Annotated in this window: 20 protein-coding genes; 15 read left to right on the forward strand and 5 right to left on the reverse strand. The window is 71.8% G+C overall.

Annotation, left to right across the window (positions count from 1 at the left end; genetic code table 11):
* Positions 1 to 6: 6 nt before the first annotated feature.
* The 4 genes from L3Q65_RS09455 to L3Q65_RS09470 all read right to left on the reverse strand — a co-directional run bounded on the left by L3Q65_RS09455 (position 7) and on the right by L3Q65_RS09470 (position 6,020).
* The gene (locus L3Q65_RS09455; protein ID WP_182895178.1) at positions 7 to 1,164 is read right to left on the reverse strand and encodes an acyl-CoA dehydrogenase family protein; all 1,158 of its coding nucleotides are present in this window, start codon (positions 1,162 to 1,164) and stop codon (positions 7 to 9) included.
* Between the two features lie 46 nt (positions 1,165 to 1,210).
* Complete coding sequence (gene pepN, locus L3Q65_RS09460) at positions 1,211 to 3,763, reverse strand: aminopeptidase N (protein WP_237599364.1); 2,553 nt, start codon at positions 3,761 to 3,763, stop codon at positions 1,211 to 1,213.
* A 223-nt stretch (positions 3,764 to 3,986) separates the two neighbouring features.
* Positions 3,987 to 4,907 carry an ornithine cyclodeaminase family protein gene (locus L3Q65_RS09465; protein WP_182895180.1) on the reverse strand — a complete coding sequence of 307 codons (921 nt, stop codon included), beginning with the start codon at positions 4,905 to 4,907 and terminating at the stop codon, positions 3,987 to 3,989.
* 12 nt (positions 4,908 to 4,919) lie between these two features.
* Complete coding sequence (locus tag L3Q65_RS09470) at positions 4,920 to 6,020, reverse strand: CaiB/BaiF CoA-transferase family protein (protein ID WP_182895181.1); 1,101 nt, start codon at positions 6,018 to 6,020, stop codon at positions 4,920 to 4,922.
* Positions 6,021 to 6,468: 448 nt separating this feature from the next.
* On the opposite strand from L3Q65_RS09470, the gene L3Q65_RS09475 reads away from it, so the two are divergent.
* Entirely contained in the window at positions 6,469 to 7,398 is a 930-nt protein-coding gene (locus L3Q65_RS09475; protein WP_237599365.1) for a ParB N-terminal domain-containing protein, read from the forward strand.
* A 62-nt stretch (positions 7,399 to 7,460) separates the two neighbouring features.
* A complete protein-coding gene (locus tag L3Q65_RS09480; RefSeq protein WP_182895182.1) occupies positions 7,461 to 7,676 on the forward strand; it encodes an MbtH family protein in 216 nt (71 codons plus the stop codon).
* Between the two features lie 53 nt (positions 7,677 to 7,729).
* On the opposite strand, the gene L3Q65_RS09485 is transcribed toward L3Q65_RS09480, so the two are convergent.
* Positions 7,730 to 8,341 carry a transglycosylase SLT domain-containing protein gene (locus L3Q65_RS09485; protein ID WP_182895183.1) on the reverse strand — a complete coding sequence of 204 codons (612 nt, stop codon included), beginning with the start codon at positions 8,339 to 8,341 and terminating at the stop codon, positions 7,730 to 7,732.
* A 172-nt stretch (positions 8,342 to 8,513) separates the two neighbouring features.
* On the opposite strand from L3Q65_RS09485, the gene L3Q65_RS09490 reads away from it, so the two are divergent.
* The 13 genes from L3Q65_RS09490 (at position 8,514) to L3Q65_RS09550 (ending at position 22,940) form a co-directional block, all read left to right on the forward strand.
* Positions 8,514 to 9,545 carry an LLM class flavin-dependent oxidoreductase gene (locus L3Q65_RS09490; RefSeq protein WP_182895184.1) on the forward strand — a complete coding sequence of 344 codons (1,032 nt, stop codon included), beginning with the start codon at positions 8,514 to 8,516 and terminating at the stop codon, positions 9,543 to 9,545.
* Complete coding sequence (locus L3Q65_RS09495) at positions 9,535 to 9,972, forward strand: nuclear transport factor 2 family protein (protein WP_237599366.1); 438 nt, start codon at positions 9,535 to 9,537, stop codon at positions 9,970 to 9,972. The genes L3Q65_RS09490 and L3Q65_RS09495 overlap by 11 nt, the downstream gene beginning before the upstream one ends.
* Positions 9,969 to 10,787, forward strand: coding sequence for an alpha/beta fold hydrolase (locus tag L3Q65_RS09500; RefSeq protein ID WP_237599367.1), 819 nt, complete (start codon positions 9,969 to 9,971; stop codon positions 10,785 to 10,787). The genes L3Q65_RS09495 and L3Q65_RS09500 overlap by 4 nt, the downstream gene beginning before the upstream one ends.
* A complete protein-coding gene (locus L3Q65_RS09505) occupies positions 10,784 to 11,722 on the forward strand; it encodes a DUF1028 domain-containing protein (protein ID WP_237599368.1) in 939 nt (312 codons plus the stop codon). The genes L3Q65_RS09500 and L3Q65_RS09505 overlap by 4 nt, the downstream gene beginning before the upstream one ends.
* Entirely contained in the window at positions 11,719 to 12,864 is a 1,146-nt protein-coding gene (locus L3Q65_RS09510) for a M20 family metallopeptidase (protein WP_182895187.1), read from the forward strand. Before L3Q65_RS09505 ends, L3Q65_RS09510 begins: the two co-directional genes overlap by 4 nt.
* Before the next feature lie 29 nt (positions 12,865 to 12,893).
* Positions 12,894 to 13,958: a DUF917 domain-containing protein gene (locus L3Q65_RS09515; protein ID WP_237599369.1), complete on the forward strand. Its 1,065-nt coding sequence runs from the start codon at positions 12,894 to 12,896 to the stop codon at positions 13,956 to 13,958.
* Positions 13,955 to 15,244, forward strand: coding sequence for a hydantoinase/oxoprolinase N-terminal domain-containing protein (locus L3Q65_RS09520; RefSeq protein ID WP_237599370.1), 1,290 nt, complete (start codon positions 13,955 to 13,957; stop codon positions 15,242 to 15,244). Before L3Q65_RS09515 ends, L3Q65_RS09520 begins: the two co-directional genes overlap by 4 nt.
* Positions 15,241 to 16,824, forward strand: coding sequence for a PucR family transcriptional regulator (locus L3Q65_RS09525; protein WP_182895190.1), 1,584 nt, complete (start codon positions 15,241 to 15,243; stop codon positions 16,822 to 16,824). The genes L3Q65_RS09520 and L3Q65_RS09525 overlap by 4 nt, the downstream gene beginning before the upstream one ends.
* An 80-nt stretch (positions 16,825 to 16,904) precedes the next feature.
* Positions 16,905 to 17,924 carry a glucose-6-phosphate dehydrogenase (coenzyme-F420) gene (gene fgd / locus L3Q65_RS09530; protein ID WP_237599371.1) on the forward strand — a complete coding sequence of 340 codons (1,020 nt, stop codon included), beginning with the start codon at positions 16,905 to 16,907 and terminating at the stop codon, positions 17,922 to 17,924.
* A gap of 107 nt (positions 17,925 to 18,031) precedes the next feature.
* A complete protein-coding gene (locus L3Q65_RS09535) occupies positions 18,032 to 19,585 on the forward strand; it encodes a helix-turn-helix domain-containing protein (protein WP_237599372.1) in 1,554 nt (517 codons plus the stop codon).
* Positions 19,586 to 19,636: 51 nt separating this feature from the next.
* Positions 19,637 to 20,890 carry an activator-dependent family glycosyltransferase gene (locus tag L3Q65_RS09540; RefSeq protein ID WP_182895193.1) on the forward strand — a complete coding sequence of 418 codons (1,254 nt, stop codon included), beginning with the start codon at positions 19,637 to 19,639 and terminating at the stop codon, positions 20,888 to 20,890.
* Positions 20,891 to 20,993: 103 nt separating this feature from the next.
* Positions 20,994 to 21,605: a TetR/AcrR family transcriptional regulator gene (locus L3Q65_RS09545; protein ID WP_182895194.1), complete on the forward strand. Its 612-nt coding sequence runs from the start codon at positions 20,994 to 20,996 to the stop codon at positions 21,603 to 21,605.
* A 156-nt stretch (positions 21,606 to 21,761) separates the two neighbouring features.
* A complete protein-coding gene (locus L3Q65_RS09550; protein WP_182895195.1) occupies positions 21,762 to 22,940 on the forward strand; it encodes a macrolide family glycosyltransferase in 1,179 nt (392 codons plus the stop codon).
* Positions 22,941 to 22,967 lie beyond the last annotated feature (27 nt).

Raw genomic sequence — 22,967 nt, forward strand, 5'->3', positions numbered from 1 at the left:
GTGCGCTCAGCTGGGGACGCCCAGCAGGCTGGCGACGATGTCGCGCTGGATTTCCGAGGTACCGCCGTAGATCGTGCCGCCGAGCGCGTCGCGCAGCTCGCGTTCGACGCCGAACTCGGCGAGGTACCCGCGGGCCCCGTGCAATTGGACCGCGTCGAGCATGGAGCTGAGGTGGCTCTCGCTGATCGCCAGCTTCGCGATCGCGGAGTCGAGCGGGGCCAGCTGGCCCTCGCGTTTGCGCCAGGCCGCCTTGTACAGGGCCAGCCGCGCGAGTTCCAGGCGGACCTTCATGTCGGCGATGCGGTGCCGCACCGCCTGGTTGACCCCGATCGGCCTGCCGAACTGCACGCGGTCGCGGGCGTGCGCGACGCAGTCGTCGAGCACCCGGTCCATCACCCCGATCTGGCTGGCGAACAGCAGGCTGCGCTCCCAGTCGATGGAGCTGGTGAACAGGTTGAACCCGTTGCCCTCCGCGCCGAGCAGGCAGGACGCGGGCACCCGGCAGCCCTCGAATTCGACCTGCCCCATCTCGGTCGAGCGCAGCCCGGCTTTGTCCCAGCTGCGGCTCACCGAAACCCCGGGCAGGTCCCGGGACACCACGAACGCGGTCAGGGCCGCGGCCGCCGGCGCGTCCGGGCCGCCGGTGCGGGCGAAGGTCAGGAACACGTCGGCGACCGGTGCGTTCGAGATGAAGGTTTTGGTGCCGTGCAGCACGTACTCGTCGCCCTCGCGGACCGCGGCGGTGCGCATGCCCAGCACGTCCGAGCCGGATCCGGGTTCGGTCAGCGCGTGCGCCCCGATCAGCGAACCGTCGGCCAGCCCGGGGAGGAAGCGCTGCTTCTGGTCTTCGGTGCCGTGCTCGACCAGGTAGACCGCGCACGCCCAGAGGTGGTTGTTGAGCGCGAACACCAGGCCGTTGTCCCGGCAGCCGTATCCGAGCGCCTCCAGGCCGACGGCGATGGTGACCGGGTCGAACCCGGAGCCGCCGTAGGCGGTCGGGACCGGCCAGCCGGTGATGCCGAGGCCGGCGCACTTCTTCCACGATTCCCGGTCGAGCCGGGCCAGCCGGTCGCTTTCGGCCGCCGCGTCGTTCAGTTCGGTCCTGGCGAACCGGATGACCGACCGGCGCAGCGCCGCTTGCTCGGCAGTGATGCTGAAGTCCACCGAAGGATGCCCTCTCGTCCGCAGGTTTCCGGGTAGTCAGGGGGAGTCACGCCGCTTCGCGGTCGCGTTCGCGGGCGGCGAGCGGCCGCGCCAGCATTTCCGTCCGCAGTTCGAGGATCAGGCGGTGCAGCGCGGGCGGACGCGTCCCGGCGAGCCAGCCGTCCGCGGCGGCCAGGTTTTCCGGGGTCAGCTCCCAGCCGGGGAAGAGATGGACCACCGCGGGCAGCGCGCGCTCGCTGGAGCGCCGTTCCCAGACCTCGCCGATTTCTGCGAAGTAGCGGGCGCCGTACCCGGTCAGCAGTTCGTGCTGCGCGGGGTGGCGGAAGCCGCTGACGATCGCGTCGCTGACCGCGTTGGGCAGCTCGTCGTCGGTCAGCGCTCGGCGCCACGCCTCGGCTTTAGCTTCCGGATCGGGCAGCAGAGCACGGGCTTTCTCGGCCTGACGACGGCCCGCGGCGGTGTCGTCGAGCTGGAGCGCTTCGCCGATTTCCTTTTCGCCGCGGCGGCCGTGGGCGACCAGGGCTTGCAGCAGCCGCCAGCGCAGATCGGTGTCCACGGTCAGCCCGGCCAGCGGCGCGGTCCCGTCCAGCCAGCCGGTCAGGAGGTCGAGCAGCGCGTCCTCCAGCGGAGCGGCGGCCAGCGCGTTGACGAAGGTGAGCTGGCGGTCCGAGCCGGGCTCGGCGCCGTCGGCCAGTTTCCGGAGCACACCGGCGAATTCCGGCCATCCTCGCTGCTGTGCCCATGCGGGGTCGGCGTAGGAGCCGAGCGCGGTCCGCGCCTGGGCGAGCAGGGTTTCCACCACGCTCAGCTCGGTTTCGGCGGCGATGCCCCCGGCCACCAGCTTGACGTAGTCCCTCGCGCGGAACTCGGCCGCGCGCGTCATCTCCCAGGCGGCCGACCAGCAAAGACTGCGGGGGAGCGGGTCGGCGAGGTCGGCGATGCGGTCGATCAGCGCGGTCAGCGAGCGCGGGTCCAGGCGCAGTCCGCAGTAGGTCAGGTCGTCGTCGTTGACCAGCACCAGGTCGCCCGCGGCCTGCCCCGCCAGCTCCGGGACCTCGGTGCGTTCGCCGCTGACGTCCAGTTCGATCCGCTTGGCGCGCACCAGTTTCCCGGCGTCGTCGGACCGGTAGACGCCGACGGCGATCCGGTGCGTCCGGTGCTCGCCCGCCCCGGGTTCGGCACCGCTCTGCTCGACGGCGAAGCTGGTGAACCGGCCCTCGCCGTCGACCTCGTATCGCGGCCGCAGGGTGTTCAGGCCGGTGGTTTCCAGCCATTCGGCACTCCACCGCGACAGGTCGCGGCCGGACGCTTCTTCCAGCGCCGCAAGCAGGTCGGCGAGGGTGGCGTTGCCCCACGCGTGCCTGGCGAAGTACCGGCGGAGGCCGTCGAGGAAATCGTCCTGGCCGACATAGGCGACCAGTTGCTTGAGCACGCTGGCGCCCTTGGCGTAGGTGATGCCGTCGAAGTTGACCTCGACCGCGTGCAGGTCCGCGATGTCCGCGGCGATCGGGTGCGTCGACGGCAGTTGGTCCTGCTGGTACGCCCAGGCCTTTTCGACATTGGCGAAGCTGGTCCACGCGTTCTTGTACTCGGTCGCCTCGGTCAGGGCGAACACGCTGGCGAAGGTCGCGAACGACTCGTTCAGCCACAGGTCGTCCCACCAGCGCATGGTGACCAGGTCGCCGAACCACATGTGCGCCATCTCGTGCAGGAGTGTTTCGGCGCGCCTTTCGTAGGCGTAGTGCGTGACGCGCGAGCGGAATACGAAATCTTCGAGGAAGGTGACCGCGCCGGCGTTCTCCATCGCGCCCGCGTTGAACTCCGGCACGAACAGCTGGTCGTACTTGGAGAACGGGTACGGGGTGCCGAATTTCTCGTGGTAGAAGGCGAAACCCTGTTTGGTCTCGGTGAACAGCCGCTCGGCGTCGAGGTGCTCGGCGAGCGAGGCGCGGCAGTAGAGGCCGAGCGGGATCTCTCCGTGCTGGTCGCGGTAAGTGTCGTGCCACGAGGCGAACGGACCCGCGACGAGCGCGACGAGGTAGGTCGGGAGGCGGCTGGTCGGGGTGAACACCGTGGTGACCGCGCCGTCCCCGGCTTCACGCGTGGTCGCGGGCCGGGTGTTGCCGATGACCGACCATTCGGCGGGCGCGGTCACTTCGAGGGTGAAGCTCGCCTTCAGATCAGGCTGGTCGAAGCACGCGAAGACGCGCTTGGCGTCGGCGGTTTCGAACTGGGTGTAGAGGTAGCCGGCGTCGTCGACCGGGTCGACGAACCGGTGCAGGCCCTCGCCGGTGTTCGTGTACCGGCATTCGGCGTGCACCACGAGCTCGTTGGCCTCCGCCAGTTCGGGCAGCGCGATGCCGTCCTCTTCGCGGTACCCGGACACATCGAGCGCGACGCCGTTGAGCGTGGCCGAACACACCCGGTCGGCGACCAGGTCGATCCAGGTCGGCTCGCGCCGCGCGCCGGAGAACCGGACCGTGGTGACCGACGAGAACGTCCCGCTCCCGGTCAAGTCGAGCACGACCCGGTAGGACTCGACGGCGAGCAAAGCCGCCCGCTGTTCGGCGGCGGCGCGGGACAGGTTGGGACTGGCCACGAAAACCCCTCGCTCGTGCGGTACCGGCACTCGTCAAACTAGCGAGGGAAATGCGTCCGGAAAACGGTTTCGATTGAACGCCAAATGAGACGCGGAAAACTGATAAGAATGCGAATCGGCGGCTTTTGCCCAGCGGGCTCGCTGTGTTGTCCGCCAAGCAGCACGGCAGCCAGGGGAGAGTCCCACGGGTCCGGCAACGCGGTGCCCGCTCGGCGGGTTTTGCTCAGTGGCGGGCGTGCTGTGCGAGCAACCGCGCGATGGCCCAGTCTTGTGCGGCGACGCCGACCGATTTGAACACCGTCCGCCCAGTCGCCTCCGGCGGCTCCGCCAGCGCGTTCCCGAGGTCGAGCACCCCTGAGCGTTCCAGCAACCCACGGTCCAGCGCATGCCGGATCTCCCCGGCGTCAGCGGCCGCGGCGAACTGGTCGACCAGCACCGTCGAAGCGGTGGCGAGCAATTCGGCGGGAAGTTCGCGCATGGACGCGCGGAACGAGCCGATCGCGTTGACGTGCACGCGTTCCGGCAACGCCGACAGCTCGAACAGCGGCTCCTCAGCCGACGTCGCGCAGCACACCACGTCGGCGCCCGCCACCGCCTCGGCCGCGCTCCCGGCCGCACGCACGCGCAGCCCCGGGAATTCGGCGGACAGCTCGTCCAGCAACGGCCCCACCCGCCGCGCGGTCCGGTTCCACACGGTCAGCTCGCTGATCTTCCGGACCGCCAGCACCGCGCGGACCTGGTCGGCTGCCTGGGCTCCGGCGCCCAGCAGGGCGAGCCGGTTCGCGTCCGGGGCGGCCAGCAGGTCGGTCGCGACCCCCGCCGCGGCGCCGGTGCGCAAGGCGGTGACCGCGCCCGCTTCGGCGGTGAGCTGGCCGCCGTCGTCGGTCCACACGAGAGTGGCGAGGATGGCGGGATCGCGGCCGAGCACCACGCCCGCGGTTTTCACCACGGCCGCGCCGCTGGGGCCGTGGTGCGCGGTCATCACCATGACCGCCTGGTCGTCGGTGCCGAGGACGAGCCGGGGCGGTTGCGAGAAATGCCCGGCGGCCAGCCCGGCGAACGCCTCGCGCACCGCGCTCACGGCCGCGGGCATGCCGACCGCCGCGCGGACGTCGGCGGCGCTGTAGTTCCCCAGTGCGGGCATGGAATTCCTCTTTCAGACGGCCCAGTCGCGCAGCACGGCTTCGTGATGCGCGCCGGGCGGCGGGGGCGCGGCGGGAGTGGCGGCGGCGGTCCGGGAGAACTCCGGAGCGGGCGAGGGCTGCCGGATCCCGTCGCGGGTGAAGAACCGGCCCCTGGCCCGGTGGTGCGGATGCGCGGCGACCTCGTCGAGCGAGAGGACCGGGCTGACGCACGCGTCGGTGCCCTCGAAGACCTCGGCCCAGTGGTCGCGCGGGTGTGCGGCGAACACGCCGGCGAACCGCGCGCGCAGCACCGGCCAGCCGTCCCGGTCCTGTTGCGCTGGCAGGTCTTCGCCGTCGAGGCCGAGTCCTTCGAGCAGCGCGCGGTAGAACTGTGCTTCGATGGCGCCGACGGCGACCCAGCGGCCGTCGCGGCAGGTGTAGGTGTCGTAGAAGGGCGCGCCGCCGTCGAGCAGGTTGGCCGCGCGTTCGTCCTGCCACGAGCCGTAGCCGCGCAGCATCCAGATCATCTGCATCAGCAGCCCGGTCCCGTCGATCATCGCCGCGTCGACCACCTGGCCGAGCCCCGAGCGCTCCCGTTCCCACAGCGCCGCGAGCACCCCGGCGACCAGGAACAGCGAGCCGCCGCCGAAATCGCCGATCAGGTTGAGCGGGGGCGCGGGGCGGTCGCCGGTGCCGATCGCGTGCAGCGCGCCGGTGAGCGCGAGATAGTTGATGTCGTGGCCGGCCCGGTCGGCGAGCGGGCCGGTGCGGCCCCAGCCGGTGACGCGGCCGTAGACCAGCCGGGGGTTGCGGGCGAGGCAGTCGTGCGGGCCGATGCCGAGGCGTTCGGCCACGCCCGGCCGGAACCCTTCGAGGAGCACGTCCGCGCGTTCGGCGAGACGACGCGCCAGTGCGAGCCCCGCTTCCGACTTCAGGTCCGCGACCAGTGCCCGCCTGCCGCGCAGCAGGTGGTCCGGTTGCCCGCCGGCGAGGTCGAAACCGCCGCCGGGCCGGTCGATCCGGACCACGTCGGCCCCGAGATCGGCCAGCAGCATCGCGGCGTGCGGCGCGGGCCCGAGCCCGGCCAGTTCGAGGACCCGGAGCCCGGCCAGCGGGCCGGTCGGTGCGGTCACGGCGGATCCTCCTCGGTCCGGTCGATCATCCTCCCGTTCCTAGCCGAGCCCGCGCGTCGTGTCCAGGGTGGACTGATCGCGACGGCGATTGTCGTTTCGCCGCAACGCGAATCACTCGGACAGCCTAGTCGGTTCGCCGCTCCGGCGACGCTGCGTGGAGGGGGCGACCGTTGTTGCGGGGGCGGGAATCCCGTTGCTAGTCTCGGATTGTGAGCATGCCTTGACATGGCGGGGCCCGGGGGCTCGGGGGGACATGGCTTGGTCTGGGGCCTGGGGGCCGTTCGCCGGGAGCGTGCCGGCGCCGCGTCCGCCGGATTCCTCGAACCACGAGTTTTCCCTTCTAGTTCCGGGAACCGACGAGTCCTGTGGGGTGCCGATGATGCGGGCGGATGGCGGTGCGTCGGGAGGCTGCGCGGACTGGGTCCGGGCCGAGCTCGACGGATGCCCGGTGGAACCGGTGGCGGTCGCGGACCTGTCGGCCGCGGGTTCGCCGCGGCGGGCGGGCGAGGACGAAGCGCACGTGGAGGCGCTGGCCGAGGCGGACGGAGAGCTGCCGCCGATCCTGGTGCACGTCCCCTCGATGCGCGTGATCGACGGCGCGCACCGGGTGCGCGCGGCGCGGGCACGCGGGAACACGCACGTCGCGGCGCGCTGCTACCGCGGCAGCGAGGCGGACGCGTTCGTGCTGTCGGTGTGCCTCAACACCGCGCACGGGCTGCCGCTGACCCGGGCGGACCGGCGGGCGGCCGCGCAGCGCATCCTCGCCTCGCACGCGCAGTGGTCGAACCGGCGGATCGCCGCGGCGGCCGGACTGGCCGCGGGCACCGTCGCGGCGCTGCGCGAGCGTTCGACCGACGAGGATCGGCAGTCGAACAAGCGGGAGGGCCGCGACGGCCGCCGCAGGCCGGTCGACGCGGCGGCGGGCCGCAGGCTGGCCGGGAAGCTGCTGGCGGAAGACCCGCAGGCCTCGCTGCGCTCGATCGCGCGCCGGGCCGGGGTTTCGCCCGCGACCGTGCAGGACGTGCGGCGCCGGCTGGCGGCCGGGGACGACCCGGTGCCCGCGCAGCGGAGGGCCCGCGAGCGGCCCGCCGCCGAGAGCCGGGCGTGGCAGGTGTCGGCGGAGGAACTGCGGCAGTCGCTGGAACAGATGAAGCGGGACCCGGCGCTGCGCTTCAGCGAAACCGGCCGCGGCCTGCTGCGGTGGCTCGACCGGCATGCCGGGGGCATGGGCGAGTGGGCGGAGCACGCTCGTTCGGTGCCGAGCCACAGTGCGTCGCCGGTGGCGAATTTCGCGCGGATGTATGCGGCGGCGTGGTCGGATCTGGCGGCGTTGCTGGAGGACGATTCCCCGGTTGACTGGGAAGCGGCGCGGTGCTGAACGCTGGCTGCCGTCCGCGGTGCTCCGCTAGAAAGGGCGCAACCGCGAGAAAGGCGCTGGCGATGAGCGACCCGTTCGATCAGGAAGACGGCGTGTTCCTGGTGCTGGCCAACGACGAGGGGCAGCATTCGCTGTGGCCCGCTTCGGCGGCCGTGCCCAGCGGCTGGACGAAGGTCCACGGCGAGGCGAGCCGCCAGGACTGCCTGGACTACGTCGAGGAGCACTGGACCGATCTGCGGCCGAAGTCGCTGGCCGAGGAGATGAACCGCGTCCGGTGACGCCGGTCCGGGCCGGGGCCGGACGTCCGTCTTCCGGCGAGGCGTGAAGCCGTTCACGGCTCGCCGAGTGCCTTGCCCGCCTTGGCCCAGTTCTCGCGCAGATTGTCCAAATAGGACTGAGCCTGCGCGCCCGGCTTGGTCCCGCGCGCGAAGCTCTTCATCGCGGCCGGCCCCGCGTTGTAGCCGAGCGCGAGCAGTTCGTCGGGGGTGATCGAGCCGGACCGGTGTGCGGGCAGTTGCCCGGCCAGGTCGTGCAGGTACCAGGATTCCGCCTGGATCGCCAGGTCCGGGTCGTCCGGCAGCTGGTCCCACGAGCGTCCCGCGAACGCGCGGCCCTTCTTCGTCGCGTTGAAGGTCGCCTCGTGCATGTTCGCCACCCCGAACGCGGCACCCGGTTTCAGCCGCTGCCAGGCGCGTTCGAGAGCCGGATCGTGCGGTTTGTACGACTCGTTGAAGAGAATCGCCATGACCAGCCGAGGGGATGCTCCCGCCTCCTTCGCCCGGGTCCAGACGATGGGGGCGAACCGCGCCGGGTCGTAACTCCCGCTGGGGGCGGAGGTGGTCGGGGGCGCGGGTTCCGGCCGGCTTACGGGGCTGGTGCAGGCGGCGAGACACAGCCCCAGCATCGCCGCTGACAGCCAGGTCCGCCAATGTCGCTCGCGCATCGTCTCCGCCTTCCTGCTGCTTCCACCTTGGCAGAAAACCGGCGCGTCGGTGGTGCACCGTGCACTGTCGCGTTTCGGCCGTTTCGTCGCCGTGCCCGAAGCGCCGGGACCGGTGCGGTTCCTAACGTCGAGCCCAACGTTGTGATCCAGCCCGCACGACAGGAGCCCGCCGATGACCCACCCTTCCCGCAGCCGGCTGGGAGTGCTGCTCGGCAGCACCACTCCGCCCGAACAGATCGGCGCACAGGCCGCGGCCGCGGAAGCCGCCGGTTTCGGGGAATTGTGGCTGCCGGAGGACTACTTCTTCCTCGGCGGCATCGCGGGCGCGGCGCTCGCGCTCGGAGCGACGTCGCGGGTCCCGGTCGGGATCGGGGTCGTGTCGTCGGTCGTCCGGCATCCGGCGTTGCTGGCCATGGAAATCAGCACGCTGGCCCGCGCATACCCGGGCAGGCTGATGCCCGGGATCGGGCACGGCGTCCCGGCCTGGACCGCGCAGATGGGCCTGACCCAGCGGTCGCCGATGAGCGCCCTGCGCGAAACCCTCACCGCCGTCCGAGGGCTGTTGCACGGCGAGACGATCAACGAGGAGGGCCGGTTCGCCGCCTTCCGCGAGGTCGCGCTCACGCATCCGGTCGCCGGGCCGGTGCCGCTGTTCACCGGGGTGCTCGGGGACAAGGGGCTCGACCTGACCGGCCGGCTGGCGGACGGCCTGCTCGTCAGCGCGCTCGCACCGGTCGAGTACGTGCGGAGCGCGCGGCGCAAGCTGGACGAGGCCGCGCGCGCAGCCGGGCGGGACGAGCGCATCACGATCACCGTCCTCGCCGCGGCCAACGTGACGCGGGATCCGGGACAGGCGGCTGCCACGAGGGAAGCGCTCAAGGCGGTTCTCGCCTTTTACCTCGCCGCAACGGGCCCGGGGCCGTTGTTCGGTGCGGTCGGCGCCAACGAGCAGCTCGCGGACCTGCTTTCCCGCGGCGGTCCCGAGACGGTCGCGGCGGAGATGCCGGACGAGTGGCTCGACGTCTTCGGCGTCGTGGGCGGGCAGGACACCGCGCGGGCCCGCCTCAAGGAATACCTCGACGCGGGCGCGGACAACGTCGCCATCGCGACCGTCGTCGCCGACGGCGCGGAAGAAACTCTCGCCGCGGTCGGAGAACTGACCGGCGAATTCACCCACGGAAAGGGCACGACCCATGAGCACTGACCTCGAGCGGATCCTCGAAGTGCACCAAGGCTGGTACGAGGCGAACATCGGCCTCGTCGCCGACCGGATGCTGCGGTACTTCCCGGAGGGCGACGGCTACCACCAGTTCAACCTCAACGGCCACACCTACCACGGCGTGCTGGACAAGCACCGCCTGTGGGTCAACGCCGCGAAGATCGGGCTGAGCATCACCGCGATCAAGGACACCGTCGGCCCGGACGTCCAGGTTTTCGGCGACGTCGCGCTGCTCACCGCGGAAGGAACCGCGGACGTGCTGGCTCCCGGCCGGCAGGACGCGGTCCCGACCCCGTTCCGCACCACCGAGTTCTTCCGCCGCGACGACGGCAAGGGCGGTCCGGACTGGCGGATCTGGCACATGCACGTCAGCGTCCAGGACCCGCAGATGCCCAAGCACGGTACGGAATGAGCAGGGTCTTGCATCGCGTCAGCGTCGAGGGGCCGACCGGCCGGCTGTCAGTGCTGCGCACGGCGGACGACCGGCCGGGCGTCCCGCTCGTGCTCCTGCATCCGATCAACTCCGCGGCTGTCGTCTGGGAGGACGTCGCCGCCCGGCTCGACCGGCCCGTCGTGGCTCCGGACCTGCGCGGGCACGGGAACTCCGGGCGGACCGGACCGTTCACCGTCGAAGACGGCTACGTGCCGGACGTCCTGGCGGTCCTCGACGCTCTCGGCCTCAACGAGGCGCATCTGGCCGGCGGGTCGCTCGGCGGCACGATCGGCGTCGCGCTGGCCGCCCTGCACCCCCGGCGGGTGCGCAGCGTCGCGACCTTCGGTTCGACGCTGGGCACCGGCGTTCCGGCCGAAGCGATCGCCGCGATGGTGGGCGAACTCGAGGCAGCCGGGACCGCCGGGTATTTCGCCGGTCAGGTGCCCGAGATCGTCGGCCGGGAACACCGCTACTCGGCGAGAGTCCGGGAGGTGATGGCGGAAGCCGTCGGCACCCGGCCGACGAGCGTGGTCGCGGAAATCCTTTATGGAGCGTTCGGCGCGGACATCCGGCACCTGGCGGGAAAGGTTGCCACGGCGGGGATTCCGGTGCTGGCGGTGGCCGGAACCGAGGATCCGACGTGCCCGCCCGCGATGTCGCGCGAACTGGCCGAAGCCACCGGCGGCGCCGCGAAGGAGCTGGAAGGAACGGGTCACCTGCCGATGCTCGAGGAAACCGGCCAGGTGGCAGACCTCCTCCGGGACCACCTCGCGCGGGCGGACGGAAATTCATGACGTACTCGATCGTCGCGCGCGATCCGGTCACCGGATGTCTCGGGGTCGGGGCCCAGACCCATTTCTTCGGCGTCGGCACGTTGCTGCCGTGGGCCGAGGCGGGCGTCGGCGCGGTGGCCACCCAGGCGTTCGTCAATGTCGATTATGGACCTCGCGGCCTGGAGTTGCTGCGCGCAGGCGTACCCGCACCGTCCACTGTGGATATCCTGGTGGCCGAGGACCCGGATTCCGCATACCGCCAGCTGGGAATCGTCGACGCGCGAGGCTTGGTGGGGGCCCACACCGGCGAGTCGTGCGCGCCGCACACCGGTTCCGCGCGCGGGCATCAGGTTACGGTGCAAGGGAATATGCTGGCCGCTCCAGGCGTGTGCCAGGCCGCGCTCTCCGCCTTCGAGACCGCGGACGGCGACCTCGCCGACCGTATCCTCGCCGGGCTTCAGGCCGCGGACGGCGCCGGGGGAGACGTGCGAGGCGCCCAATCGGCGGCACTGCTGGTCGTGTCCGGCCGACGCGGTCCGACGCCGTGGAACGAGGTGGTCGTCGATCTCCGCGTCGACGACCACCCGGACCCGCTCGCCGAACTGTCCCGGCTGCTTCCGCGTTCGCGGGCCTTCGGCGCGGTCGGCGAAGTGATGTTCGCGCGCGGCTTGACGCTCGGTCCGTTCGAGGGCGTCGCCCCGGACGAGCTGGACGCACGGCTGAGCGGCCTCGCTTCAGCGGCGGAGGTCATCGGGCCGGACAACCGCGAGGCCGACTTCTGGCGCGCGATTCTGCTCGCCCGCGCCGGACGGCGCCGGGAGGCCGCCGGCCTCTTCGCGGAGGTGGCGGCGTTCCGGCCCGCGTTGCTGGGATTCGCGAAAGGCCTTGCCCCGCTGGGTTTTCTCGACGCCGAAGCCCTCGCCGCGATGACCGCACACCTCGAGGAGCCCGCATGAACGCCGCAGCCGCCGTCCGAGCCGCGCGGGTGACCGAACTGGCCGCGGACCTGATCCGGTGCGACACGCAGAACCCGCCGGGCGGGGAACGGCCGGCAGCCGAACCGCTGTGCCGGGTCTTGGCGGAGCTGGGCGCCGAGGTCGAGATTTTCGAGCCCGAACCGGGCCGTCCGTCGATCCTGGGCCGCATCGGGTCCGGCGACGGCCCCACGCTGCTGGTCAACGGGCACGTGGACGTCGTTCCAGTGTCCGAAGAGGACTGGTCGGCGCCGCCGTTCGGCGGGCTGGTGCGCGACGGGCTGCTCTACGGCCGTGGCGCCTGCGACATGAAGGGCGGGATCGCCGCGGCGCTCGAAGGGATGCGCGCCTGCCGCGACGCCGGAATCGTGCCGCCCGCGAATGTCGTCTTCCACCTCGTGGCGGACGAGGAGACCGGCGGCCGGGCCGGAACCGAGGCGCTGGTCGCGGCCGGGCTGGTGCACGCCGACGCGGCCGTCGTGCCCGAACCCAGCGAACTGCGGGTCGGGGTGGCCGAGCGCGGCTCGCTGATGGTGGAGATCGTGGTGCGCGGCCGGGCCGGGCACGGCAGCGATCCGGCGGCCGGGCACTCCGCCGTCGCCGACGCCGCGCGGATCGTCTCGGCGCTCCACCTCGCCGACTTCGGCGACCGGGCGCATCCGCTCCTGGGCACGCCCACCGCGAACGCGGGAACCATCGCGGGCGGCACCGCGGTCAACATCGTGGCCGCCGAATGCCGGCTGCGGATCGACCGGCGGGTGCTGCCCGGCCAGACCCGGAACGAGGCGCTGGCCACCGTGACCGGGCTGATCGACGCCGCGGGCGAATTCGACTACGACGCGGACGTGCTCGCCTTCGCCGAGGGCTCCGAACTGGACCCGGAACACCCGTTCGTCGCCGAGGTCCGGCGGGCAGCGGACGACGCGCCGGTGCGCGGGCTGAAACTCGGCACGGACGCCCGGTTCCTGCGCAATCGGCTCGGCATCCCGACGGTCGTGTACGGGCCTGGGTCGATGACGGTCGCGCACACCGCCGACGAGTACGTGCCGGTCGCCGAACTGACCGCCGCCGCCCGCGCGTTCGCCCGGCTGTATGCCGGTTTCCGGGGTGTCGCGACCGCCTGAGCAGCCACGACGCCGGTTAAGGTTGGCACATGGAGCACGTCGCCGAGTCCGCGATCGACGACGTGGTGCGCGGAGCCGTGCACTTCGGGAGCGGAGGCGGCGGCGACCCGTACCTGGCGCAGCAGCTCCTGGTCGCGGCCGTCCGGCGGCATGGGCCGATCCCGCTCGGCACGGCAGGCGAACTGGACCCGGACGCCCTCGTCCTCCCCGTGGTGTCCGGCGGAACCCCACACACGCTCGTCGAGAAGGCGCACAGCACCGCCGAGGCGGATACGCTCCGGAAAGCCGTCGAAGCACGCGCCGGGCGCGAGTGCGCGGCGGTCCTGCCGATCCAGCTCGGCAGCGTGAACGTGGCCGTCCCGCTGACAGTCGCGGCCGGACTCGGGCTGCCGTGCCTCGACCTCGACCTGATGCGCCGCACGCTGCCCTCGATCGACCTGACGCTGCTGCGGCTGGCCGGGTTCTCTGCCTCGCCGATCACCGTCGTCGGCGGCTCGGGCATCGTCGCCGAGTTCAGCCAAGGCACCGACGCGGTGCTCGGCGAGCTGGTGCGGGCCGTGCTGCCGCCGCTGGGGCTCGTGGCGCTGATCAGCGCGTATCGGGTGACCGCGGGGGACTGCGCGCGGCTCGGCGCCGTCGGGTCGATCAGCGAATGCGCCAGGATCGGAGCGGCGCTCGCCGAGGCCGGAACCGACGCGTACCTGCGCGCCTGCGGCGGGCGCCTCGTGTGCACCGGGACCGTCGCCGAGGTCCTGCAGCATTCCTCGGACGGCTGGCCGCGCGGCGTCGTTTCCCTCGACACCCCGGCGGGTTTCGTGCGGATCGACTTCCAGAACGAGAACCTGATCGTCAGCCGGGAAGGCACGGTGCTGGCCACGGTCCCGGACCTGATCGGCGTCGCGGACGCGGACACGGGCGCGCTGACGCAGACCGTCGACCTGGTCGCGGGCCAGGAAGTGCATGTGATCGCCAGCCCGGTCGACGACCGGTGGCACACGCCAGAAGGGCACGCGGCGGCCGGGCCGCGCGCGTTCGGCTACGCCGTCGACCCGGTGCGGTTCGACGGTTCGACGCCCTTGGCCGGTGTCCGATGAGCCGGTTGCGAGTGGGCATTGACGCCGTCGCCGCCCGCGCCGTGGCGCTGGACGAAGCGGGCCGGATCGTGGCGTCCCACCGAGGAATTCCCGGAACCGGCTCGCCGCCGGGATTGCTCGACGCGCTCCTCGCGGAGGTCGAGGCCGAAGCGGTCGACCGGGTCGTGGCGATCCTGCCGGAGCCCGTGCCCGCCGAGGCGGCATCTCGCGTCGGCGTCCTGCGCATCGGCGGCGCGACCGCGCTGCCGCCGCTCGTGGGCTGGCCGGTCGAGCTGTCCGGCGCGCTCGCGGGACCGGTCGCGATGGTGCGGGGCGGGCACGAATACGACGGCACGGCATCGGCTCCGCTGGATCTCGCCGCGGTGACCGAATTCGCCCGCCGGTGCGCCGGAACCGTCCGCGCGGTCGCGGTCGCCGGAGTCCACGGGCTGGAGAATCCCGACCACGAACAGCGGGCCGCGGCCGTCCTCGCCGACGTGCTCGGGCCGGACGTCCCGGTGCTCAAAGGCAGCGAGACCGAGGCGATCGGGCTGCTGGAGCGGGAGAACACCGCCGTGCTCGACGCGGCCCTGGCCGAGTCCGCCCGCGCCCGGATCGGCGAACTGGGCGCCGCGGTTCGGAACCACAATCCCGCGGCGGAGCTGTATTTGGTGCGCGGCAACGGAACCGTGCTGCCCGAGCCGGCCGCGCAGCGGCACGCGACGGCCTGCCTCGGAGCAGCCCAAGCGGCGTTGCTGCACGGTGCCGCCCGGCTGGCCGGAGTGCCCGCGGCCGTGGTGGCGGACGCGACCGGCGACCAGACCGTCGTCGGGACGACCCGCGGTGGTTTGCTCCCCGAATCGAGCGCACACCGGGAATTCGGCGGCGTCCGGATCGGCTCGCGGCTTCCGCGGCTGACGGTGGCGGATCGCTCGATGTCCGTCGCCGCGGCGGTCGCCCGCGCGCGGTACGGATCCGCCGATCTCCCCGTCGTTCTCGTCGGAGACCGGTCCCTGCCCGACGCGATCCGGCCGCCGGACGGCGATCTCGCGGCCGCCGCGGGCGCGGCTGGCGCGGAAGCGGCGGGCTCGGTCGACCGGATCTTCTGGCAGGGCGCCGGCGGACGCGAAGATTCGGCGGCCCGCGCCCGCCAGCTGGCCCGAGATGCCGCCGTCCGCGCCGGCGCCGATCCCCGCTCCCTGCGGGAAACCCCGGTGAAGGAGGCGCTGATGACCTACGTTCCGGTGCCGGCCGCGCGCCTCCAGACGACCGCGGTGGGGCCGATCCTGGAACCGGCAGCGCCATGACGGTGACCCTCGCCCAGCTGCTGGACCTGGACCTGATCGGGCACTGCGAGGTGCTCGCGGGCGAGACCGGGCTGAAGAGGCCGGTCGGGGCGGTCGTCGCGGGTTCCGCGGTGCACGAGATCGCCGAACTCGCGCCGCGCAGCGTCGCCGTGTTCGGCCGGGAACAGCTCGTTCTCGACGATCTCGCCGCGGACCTCGCGATCCGGCTGGCGGGCAGCGCGGGCCTGTCCGGGATCATCGCGGCCCGCCCGCACCGGCCGGTGCCGTTCGCGACCCGCAGGCTCGCCGACCGCTTGGCGCTCCCGCTCATCGGCGTCGAGGACATGACCCCGACCGGGGTGATCACCGCGTTCGAGCCCTACGTCAGCGCCCCGGAAATCGCGGGCCTGCGCGTGCTCGGCGACGCGTCCCGCCGGTTCCAGCGCCCGCCCGCCGACGCGCACGCGCTCACCACGCAACTCTCGGCGACGCTCGGCGAACCGGTCGCGCTCGTCGATGCCGAAGCCCGTTTCGTGGCCGGTGCTCCGGAGGCACACGCGCTGCTCGTCAGCTGTGCCGACCCCGCCTTGCTGGCCGATTCGCGGCCGGTCGCCCTGACCGTCGGGACCGACGGCGAGCTGATGCTGCACCCGGTCCAGGTCGTCACGACCGGACCCGCGGTCTACTGGATCGCGGTGCGACGGCCCCGGTTCGCCGCCGGAGTGCTGCTCGAACCGGTCCGGCGCGCGATCGCGATCGCGGCGCTGTCGTTCGCGGTGCACGTGGCCGGGGAGGCGGTCCGGGACGAACGCGAACACCGGCGCCGTTCGCTCCTGCTCAGCGAAATCCTCGAACAGCCCGGCGAACCGGGACGCCGCACCGTCGAACGGGCCACCGCACTCGGCTGGCGGCTGGCCGGACGGCACACCGCGGTCCAGGTGCAGGCGGCGGCTGTGCCGTCCGCGCTCCGGATGTCCGCGCTGGGCACGGAATTGGAGGCACAACTGGCCGAGCACGGCGTCGCCGCCACGCTGGTCGAACGCGCCGAAGGATGGCTGTTCTGGCTGACTTCGGACGCGCGGGCCGAGGATCCCGGCCCGTTGCTCGACCGGCTCGCCAGGACGCTCGCCGCCGTCGAAGCGGAGCATCCGGGCTTGCGGCTGTGCGCCGGGGTGGGCCGGGCGCACACCGGAGCGGCGGGCATCGGCCGCTCCGCCGAACAGGCGCGCCGCGCGGCGTTGCTGGCCCACACCTCGCACCGCCGGGCGGTCGTCGAGCACATCGACGCCGGAAGCGCCCGGAAACTGATCGCAGGCTGGTACGGCTCGGCCCCCTTGCGCGGTGCGGCAGCCGACTTGCTCGCTCCCCTGGAAGAGGCGGATCCTTCTGGCGGTCTGGTTCGGACGTTGCGCTGTTACCTGGATTTCCAGTCTTCGGCGAAGGCCGCTGGGGCCGCGCTCGGGGTTCATCGGAACACGGTGATGCAGCGGATGGAGCGGATCTCCGAGCTGCTGCCGGTCGATCTGGGTGATCCGGACGACCGGCTGGCGGTGCATTTGGCGACGCGCGCGGCGGGCATCGATTGGGACGAACCCGGCTGACGTCGAGCACAAGACAGCGAACCGCCCTTCGTCCGCCGTGCACGATGACCTCGTGCCGCCAACCGGGTTGAGTGTCCGGAATGGACACACGCACCGCGGGAATCACCGTCGGCTACAAGGCATCCGCCGAGCAGTTCGGGCCGCGTCACCTGGTGGACCTGGCCGTCCTCGCCGAAGAGCGGGGTTTCGACTCGGCCCTGGTGAGCGACCACTACCAGCCCTGGCGGCACCGGCACGGGCACGCGCCGTTCTCGATGGCCTGGCTCGCCGCGGCGGGGGAGCGGACCGAGCGGGTCCGGCTCGGCACCAGCGTGCTGACCGCGACCTTCCGCTACCACCCGGCCGTGGTGGCGCAGGCCTTCGGCACGCTCGGCGCGCTCTTTCCCGGACGCGTCCTGCTCGGCCTCGGCACCGGCGAAGCGCTCAACGAGGTCGCGGTCGCCCGCATGGAATGGCCCGGCTTCAAGGAACGTTTCGCCCGCCTGCGCGAGGCGATCGACCTCATCCGTCGCTTGTGGACAGAGGAGCGGGTGAGTTTCGACGGCGAGTACTACCGAACCGAAAACGCGACCGTCTACGACCGTCCGCCACACCCGGTGCCCGTCTACGTCGCGGCAGGCGGTCCGGTGGTGGCGAAATACGCCGGACGGACGGCGGACGGCTTCATCTGCACCAGCGGCAAGGGCATGGAGCTCTACACGGAGAAGCTCCAGCCCGCTGTCGACGCCGGAGCCGAACAGTCCGGCCGCGCACCCGCGGACGTCGCGCGCTCGATCGAGATCAAGCTGTCCTACGACACCGATGCCGAGACGGCCGTCGCGAATACCAGGTTCTGGGCACCGCTGTCGCTGACCGCCGAACAGAAGCACGGCATTTCCGACCCTGTCGGCATGGAACGCGTCGCCGACGAACTCCCGATGTCCCAGATCGCGTCCCGGTGGATCGTCTCCTCGGATCCGGACGAGGTCGTCGAACGGATCCGCCCGTACGTCGACGCGGGCTTCACCGACCTGGTGCTGCACGCGCCCGGCGACGATCAAGCCCGTTTCCTCGACCTGGCCCGGCAGGATCTCCTGCCTCGGTTGCGCGGGCTGGGCTGAGAGCCCTGCCGAGCGGTCTTCGCAGTGCGGTGAGCCCACTGACGGCGCTCCGGCCGCTGCTTAGCCTTCCCCCGACGCAGCGTGGCGCGGACGGAAGGAGCGGCCCGATGACGGCAGTCGGCACCCGGCCAGGAGAACCGATCGCCGCCGATCTCCCTCCGCCGGACGGGATGATCCGGCTGCCGCTCCTGGTCAGCGCGCGACGCGGCTGGTTCAGCGTGGCGGCGCCGGCGTCGGGCCTGGACCGTCCGCTGGCCGGGGCGATCCCGTGGGACCCGGCCCGGCTGCCGGGCCGTCATCAGCTGGTGCTGATGACGAAACCCCGCCTGGCCGCCGACGACCTGGCGCAAGCCCTGACCGCTGCTGGTCGGGCGGGATCCGCAGCTCTCGTCGTACGCGAGGGCGCCCTGCCGGCGGAAGCCGACCTCGCGACCGCCGCCGTGCCGGTTCTCGTGGCGGCGGAACAGATCGAATGGGCGGAGATCGGCACGGTAGTGCGATCCTTGCTGTCCGGTGCCAGGTTCGGCGGCGTGACGCCGACCGCGGCCGGTCTTTGCGATCTCGCCGAAAGCGCGGCTCTCGCACTCGGCGGTGCGGTCGTGGTCACCGACGCGGCCTTCCGCGTACTCGCGTTCGGTTGCGGCGAATCCGTGGACGCGCTCACCAGCGAAATGGTGCTCGCCCGGCGTGTTCCGGCGGAGTTGCGGAAGCGCCTCGCTCAGGTGCGAAGCGTCGCGCGCCTCGACCTCCCGGACGCGGGCCCGCGCTGGGCCGCTCCGATCCGCTCCGGCACAACGATCGGCGGCTATGTCCTGTGCGCGCCGCGGGGGGAGACGTCCGTGGCGCAGGTGCTGAGCGACCTGTCGGCGGCAGCCGCTGCCTGGTTCATCGACGAACCCGCCGGGCGAGACGACGAGGACGCCATCCGCGCCGAACTCCTGCGCGGACTGCTGACCGGTCCGGGATCGCTCGAAGCGCTGACCGAACGACTCGGCACTTCGCGGCGATGGCGGCTCGCCGCCCTCGGCGAGATCACTCCCGATCGCGAGGGTGCGCTGGCCCGCTGCGCACGGATGCTGAACCCGAACGCGGCGACGGCGACACTGGGTTCCCTCCTGTTCGTCCTGTTCCCCTCGACGCCTGATCCGGGACCCGCCGATTTCGCCGAACGCCTGCGACGGCGCGCGTCGACGACCACGCCGCTGGTTGCGTGCCTCGGCCGCCCCTGCGCCACCGCCGCCGAAATCCGCGCCGAACTAGATCCGCTCCGGCACGCTTCGCGCGTCCTGACCGCACCAGCCACCGCCCATCTGACGGACCTGCTCCCGCACGTCCTGATCTCCGAACTCGCGGAACTCGCCGCCGAACGCCCAGCCCTGCTCGACGGCTCCCTCGACGTCCTCCGCCGCGACTCCTCCCCGCGCGGCGCCGAGTACCTGAACACACTCCGCTGCTGGTTCGACGCCGGCGGCGACGCCACCCGCGCCGCAGCCGCCCTTCGCATACACCGCAACACTTTCCGCTACCGGCTGCACCGCATCGAAGAACTGTGCGCGGTCGACCTCGACGACCCCGTGCAGCGCTTCACGATCGAACTGCAGACGCGGCTTTTGGCGTCGCCCCTAGCCAGCCGGCTAGGGGTGGAGGCGAAATCGGACTGATCGGTATGTTTTGCCGCGTTCCGGATCGCACCGCCCGCGGGGGAGAGTGGCATGAAGGTTCTGTTCACGACGTTCGCGGCGAACGCGCACCTGTACAACCTGGTGCCGATGGCGTGGGCGCTGCGCGCGGCCGGGCACGACGTCCGGGTCGCCGCGCAGCCGGACCTGGCCGACGCGATCGTCGCGACCGGACTGCCCGCCGTCGCGGTCGGCCCGGTGCTGAACCTGGGCGGACGGAGCGGCAACGACCAGGAACGGCCCGCCGGAAAGACCGTCTTCGACTGGGAATTCGACATCACCGAGACCCGGGAGGACCGGCTCACCCTGGACTACGTCCGCGGCGTGTTCACGACGTGGTGCTCGATCGCGCTGGACGAACTCTCCAGCGACGCGGCGCTCGACGACCTGGTCGGGTTCGCCCGGTCCTGGCAGCCGGACCTGGTCGTCTGGGACGCCTTGACGTACATGGGCCCGATCGCCGCGCGAGTCACCGGCGCCGCGCACGTCCGGATGCTCTTCGGCCTCGACCACTGGGCCCGCATGCGCGCCCTTTTCGCCGGCCTGGGCGGCGCCGGGGGAGCCGACCCGATGGCGGAATGGCTGTCGGGCAAGCTGGAACGGCACGGCTGCGCGTTCGACGAGGAACTCGTCCTCGGCCAGCGCACCCTGGACCCGCTCCCGCCGTGGACCCGGTTCCCGACCGGCGCGGACTACCTCCCCGTGCGGCACGTCCCCTACAACGGCCCCTCGGCGGTGCCGTCGTGGCTGTCCGAACCGCCCGCCCGGCGCCGGGTCTGCGTCACCCTGGGCATGTCCCGCCGCGACCTGTGGGGCGACGACCAATTCTCGGCCGGCGACCTCTTCGCCGCGGTGGCCGGCCTGGACGTCGAGGTGATCGCGACGTTGACCGCCCGGCAAGCCGGATCGGCGTCGGCAGTGCCGGACAACGTGCGGCTGTTCGACTTCGTCCCGCTGGACGCCCTCCTCCCGACCTGCACCGCGGTGCTCCACCACGGCGGCGCGGGCACGATCGGAAACGCCGTGGTGCACGGGGTGCCGCAACTGGTGATCCCGGGAAACATGTGGGACAAGGCGGGGTTGGCCGACCTGCTGGCCGGTCAAGGGGCAGGATTGGTGCTGGAACATGATCAGGTGACTGCCGGGCAGCTGCGGGCGCAGTTGTCGCGGTTGCTTGACGAGCCTTCGTTTGCCGCGTCTGCGGAGAAGGTGCGTGCGGAGGTGCTGGAAATCCCTGCGCCCGCGCAGATCGTGCCGGAGCTGGAACGGCTGGCGGGCGCCCGGTAGTGACGGTCGCTGGTTGGCGGCGGACATTCTGCGGCACCGAGGGGCACCGCCCGGTGATCTCCATGTCCCGGGACGCCGGGGCTGGACGTGGCAGAATCGGCCCATGTCCGGAGACCTGCCCCATGGCCTGCGCGAACGCAAGAAGGCGCGCACTCGCAAGACGATCCGGACCGAAGCGTTCCGCCTCTTTCGCGAGAAGGGCTACCCGCACACGACCGTCGAGCAGATCGCGGCCGCGGCGGAGGTCTCGCCGAGCACGTTCTTCCGGTACTTCCCGACCAAAGAAGACCTGGTGCTGGCGGACGACCTGGATCCGGCCCTGATCGAGGCGTTCCAGGCGCAACCGCCCGAGCTTTCCGCGCTGACCGCCTTCCTGCGCGCCGGCGAGGCGGTGGTGGCGACGTTGCCCGCCGAGGAACGGCAGTTCGAAAGGGAGCGCAGGCTGCTGCTGCGCACCGACCCCGAACTGCGCGGCGCGATGATGGTCGAACTGGGACGCAGCGTGGACCTGCTGGCCGGTCTGCTGGCGGGGCGGCTCGGTCGATCGACCGAGGATTTCGAAGTGCGCGTGACGGCAGGCGCCTGCGTCGGCGCGTTCTATCTCGGCATCGCCGAATCGGGCGAGGACCCGCGGGCGAGCGCCAGGGTCGTCGAGTTGCTGGAATCCGGCATGCCCGGCTGCGCCGGTGTGCCGGCGCACGGCAGCGGCCGCTGAGCGGCTTGCCCTCCCGCGCCTCCTGACAAGCCGAGCAACTCCCTAGCTGCTCCTTGCCGGCAATAAAATGGAACTCACTCTTTTTTGACAGTGACTTCCACTTTTTTGGTACTGTCGTTGTGACCGCGTGGGGGGGGGCAAGTCAGGAGGGGGACTATGGGGAAGCACTACGGTTTCGTGAGCGTGGCCGCGCACGGGCACGTCAACCCGACCTTGCCGCTGGTCGCGGAACTGGTCCGGCGCGGCAACCGCGTCAGCTATGCCACCGCGGAGCCGTTCCACGCCGCGGTGCGCGCGGCCGGAGCCGAGCCGGCCGCTGTGCCGTTCGAAGTGTCGAGGATGCCGTCGATCCGCAACGGCCAGCCAGATTCCGCGGCCATCGCAGCCAAGCGGGAGAGCGCGCTGGCGAGCATGACGCGGAGTTTCGACGTGCTGTGCGACCGGTTCGCGGGGCAACGACTCGACGCGATCTGCGGGGACGTCATGGCACCGGTCGGTGCCATGGTCGCGGAGCAGCTCGGTGTGCCGTTCGCGGCGCTGTGCCCCACCTACGCGAGCAATGAGACTTTTTCCTTGCGCACGGCCATGATTGGCGGCGCGGCCGCGGAATCCCCGGTCGCACACCTCGACGAGCGGCTGCAGGAGTTCGCCGGACAGCGGGGCCTGACCGGACGGTACCGCATGGTTTTGGACGAACCGGCTCCGCTGAATCTTGTCTTTCTGCCGAGGGAATTCCAGCCGCACGCGGAATCCTTCGACGAGCGGTACGCGTTCCTCGGCCCCTCGATCACCCGGCGAGCGGATTCCGGGCAGTGGCGGCCTCAGGGGCAGCCCCTGCTGTTCGTTTCGCTCGGCACGCTGTTCAACCAGCAGGCCGGTTTCTTCCGGCAGTGCATCGAGGCTTTCACGGACAGCGACTGGCAGGTCGCCATGTCCGTCGGCCGGGACATCGATGCCGCGGACCTCGGCCCGGTCCCGGCGAACTTCGAGATCCGGCCGCATTTCCCTCAGTTGGACGTGCTCCGGGCAGCGACGGCGTTCGTCTCGCACGCCGGCATGAACTCGACGCTGGAATCCCTCTATTTCGGCGTTCCGCTGATCGCGGTCCCGCACATGCCGGAACAGGAGATGACCGCGCGGCAGGTGGAGGAACTGGGAGTCGGCAGGCGCCTCGATCCAGCCCTGACCACGGCGGACCTCCTGCGCGCCACCGTGGACCAGGTAGCCGCCGACGAACAGATCCTGTCCACCGCGAACCGGATGGGCGTCAGCCTGCGGGAACGGAAAAGCGGCGCCGAGCGGGGAGCCGACCTGGTCGAAAAGCTGAGCTCGTAATTCATCCGCCGCGTTTTCCAGCAGTAC

Source organism: Amycolatopsis sp. FU40, from assembly GCF_021903635.1.
In the GTDB taxonomy this organism is placed as follows: Bacteria; Actinomycetota; Actinomycetes; order Mycobacteriales; family Pseudonocardiaceae; genus Amycolatopsis; species Amycolatopsis dendrobii.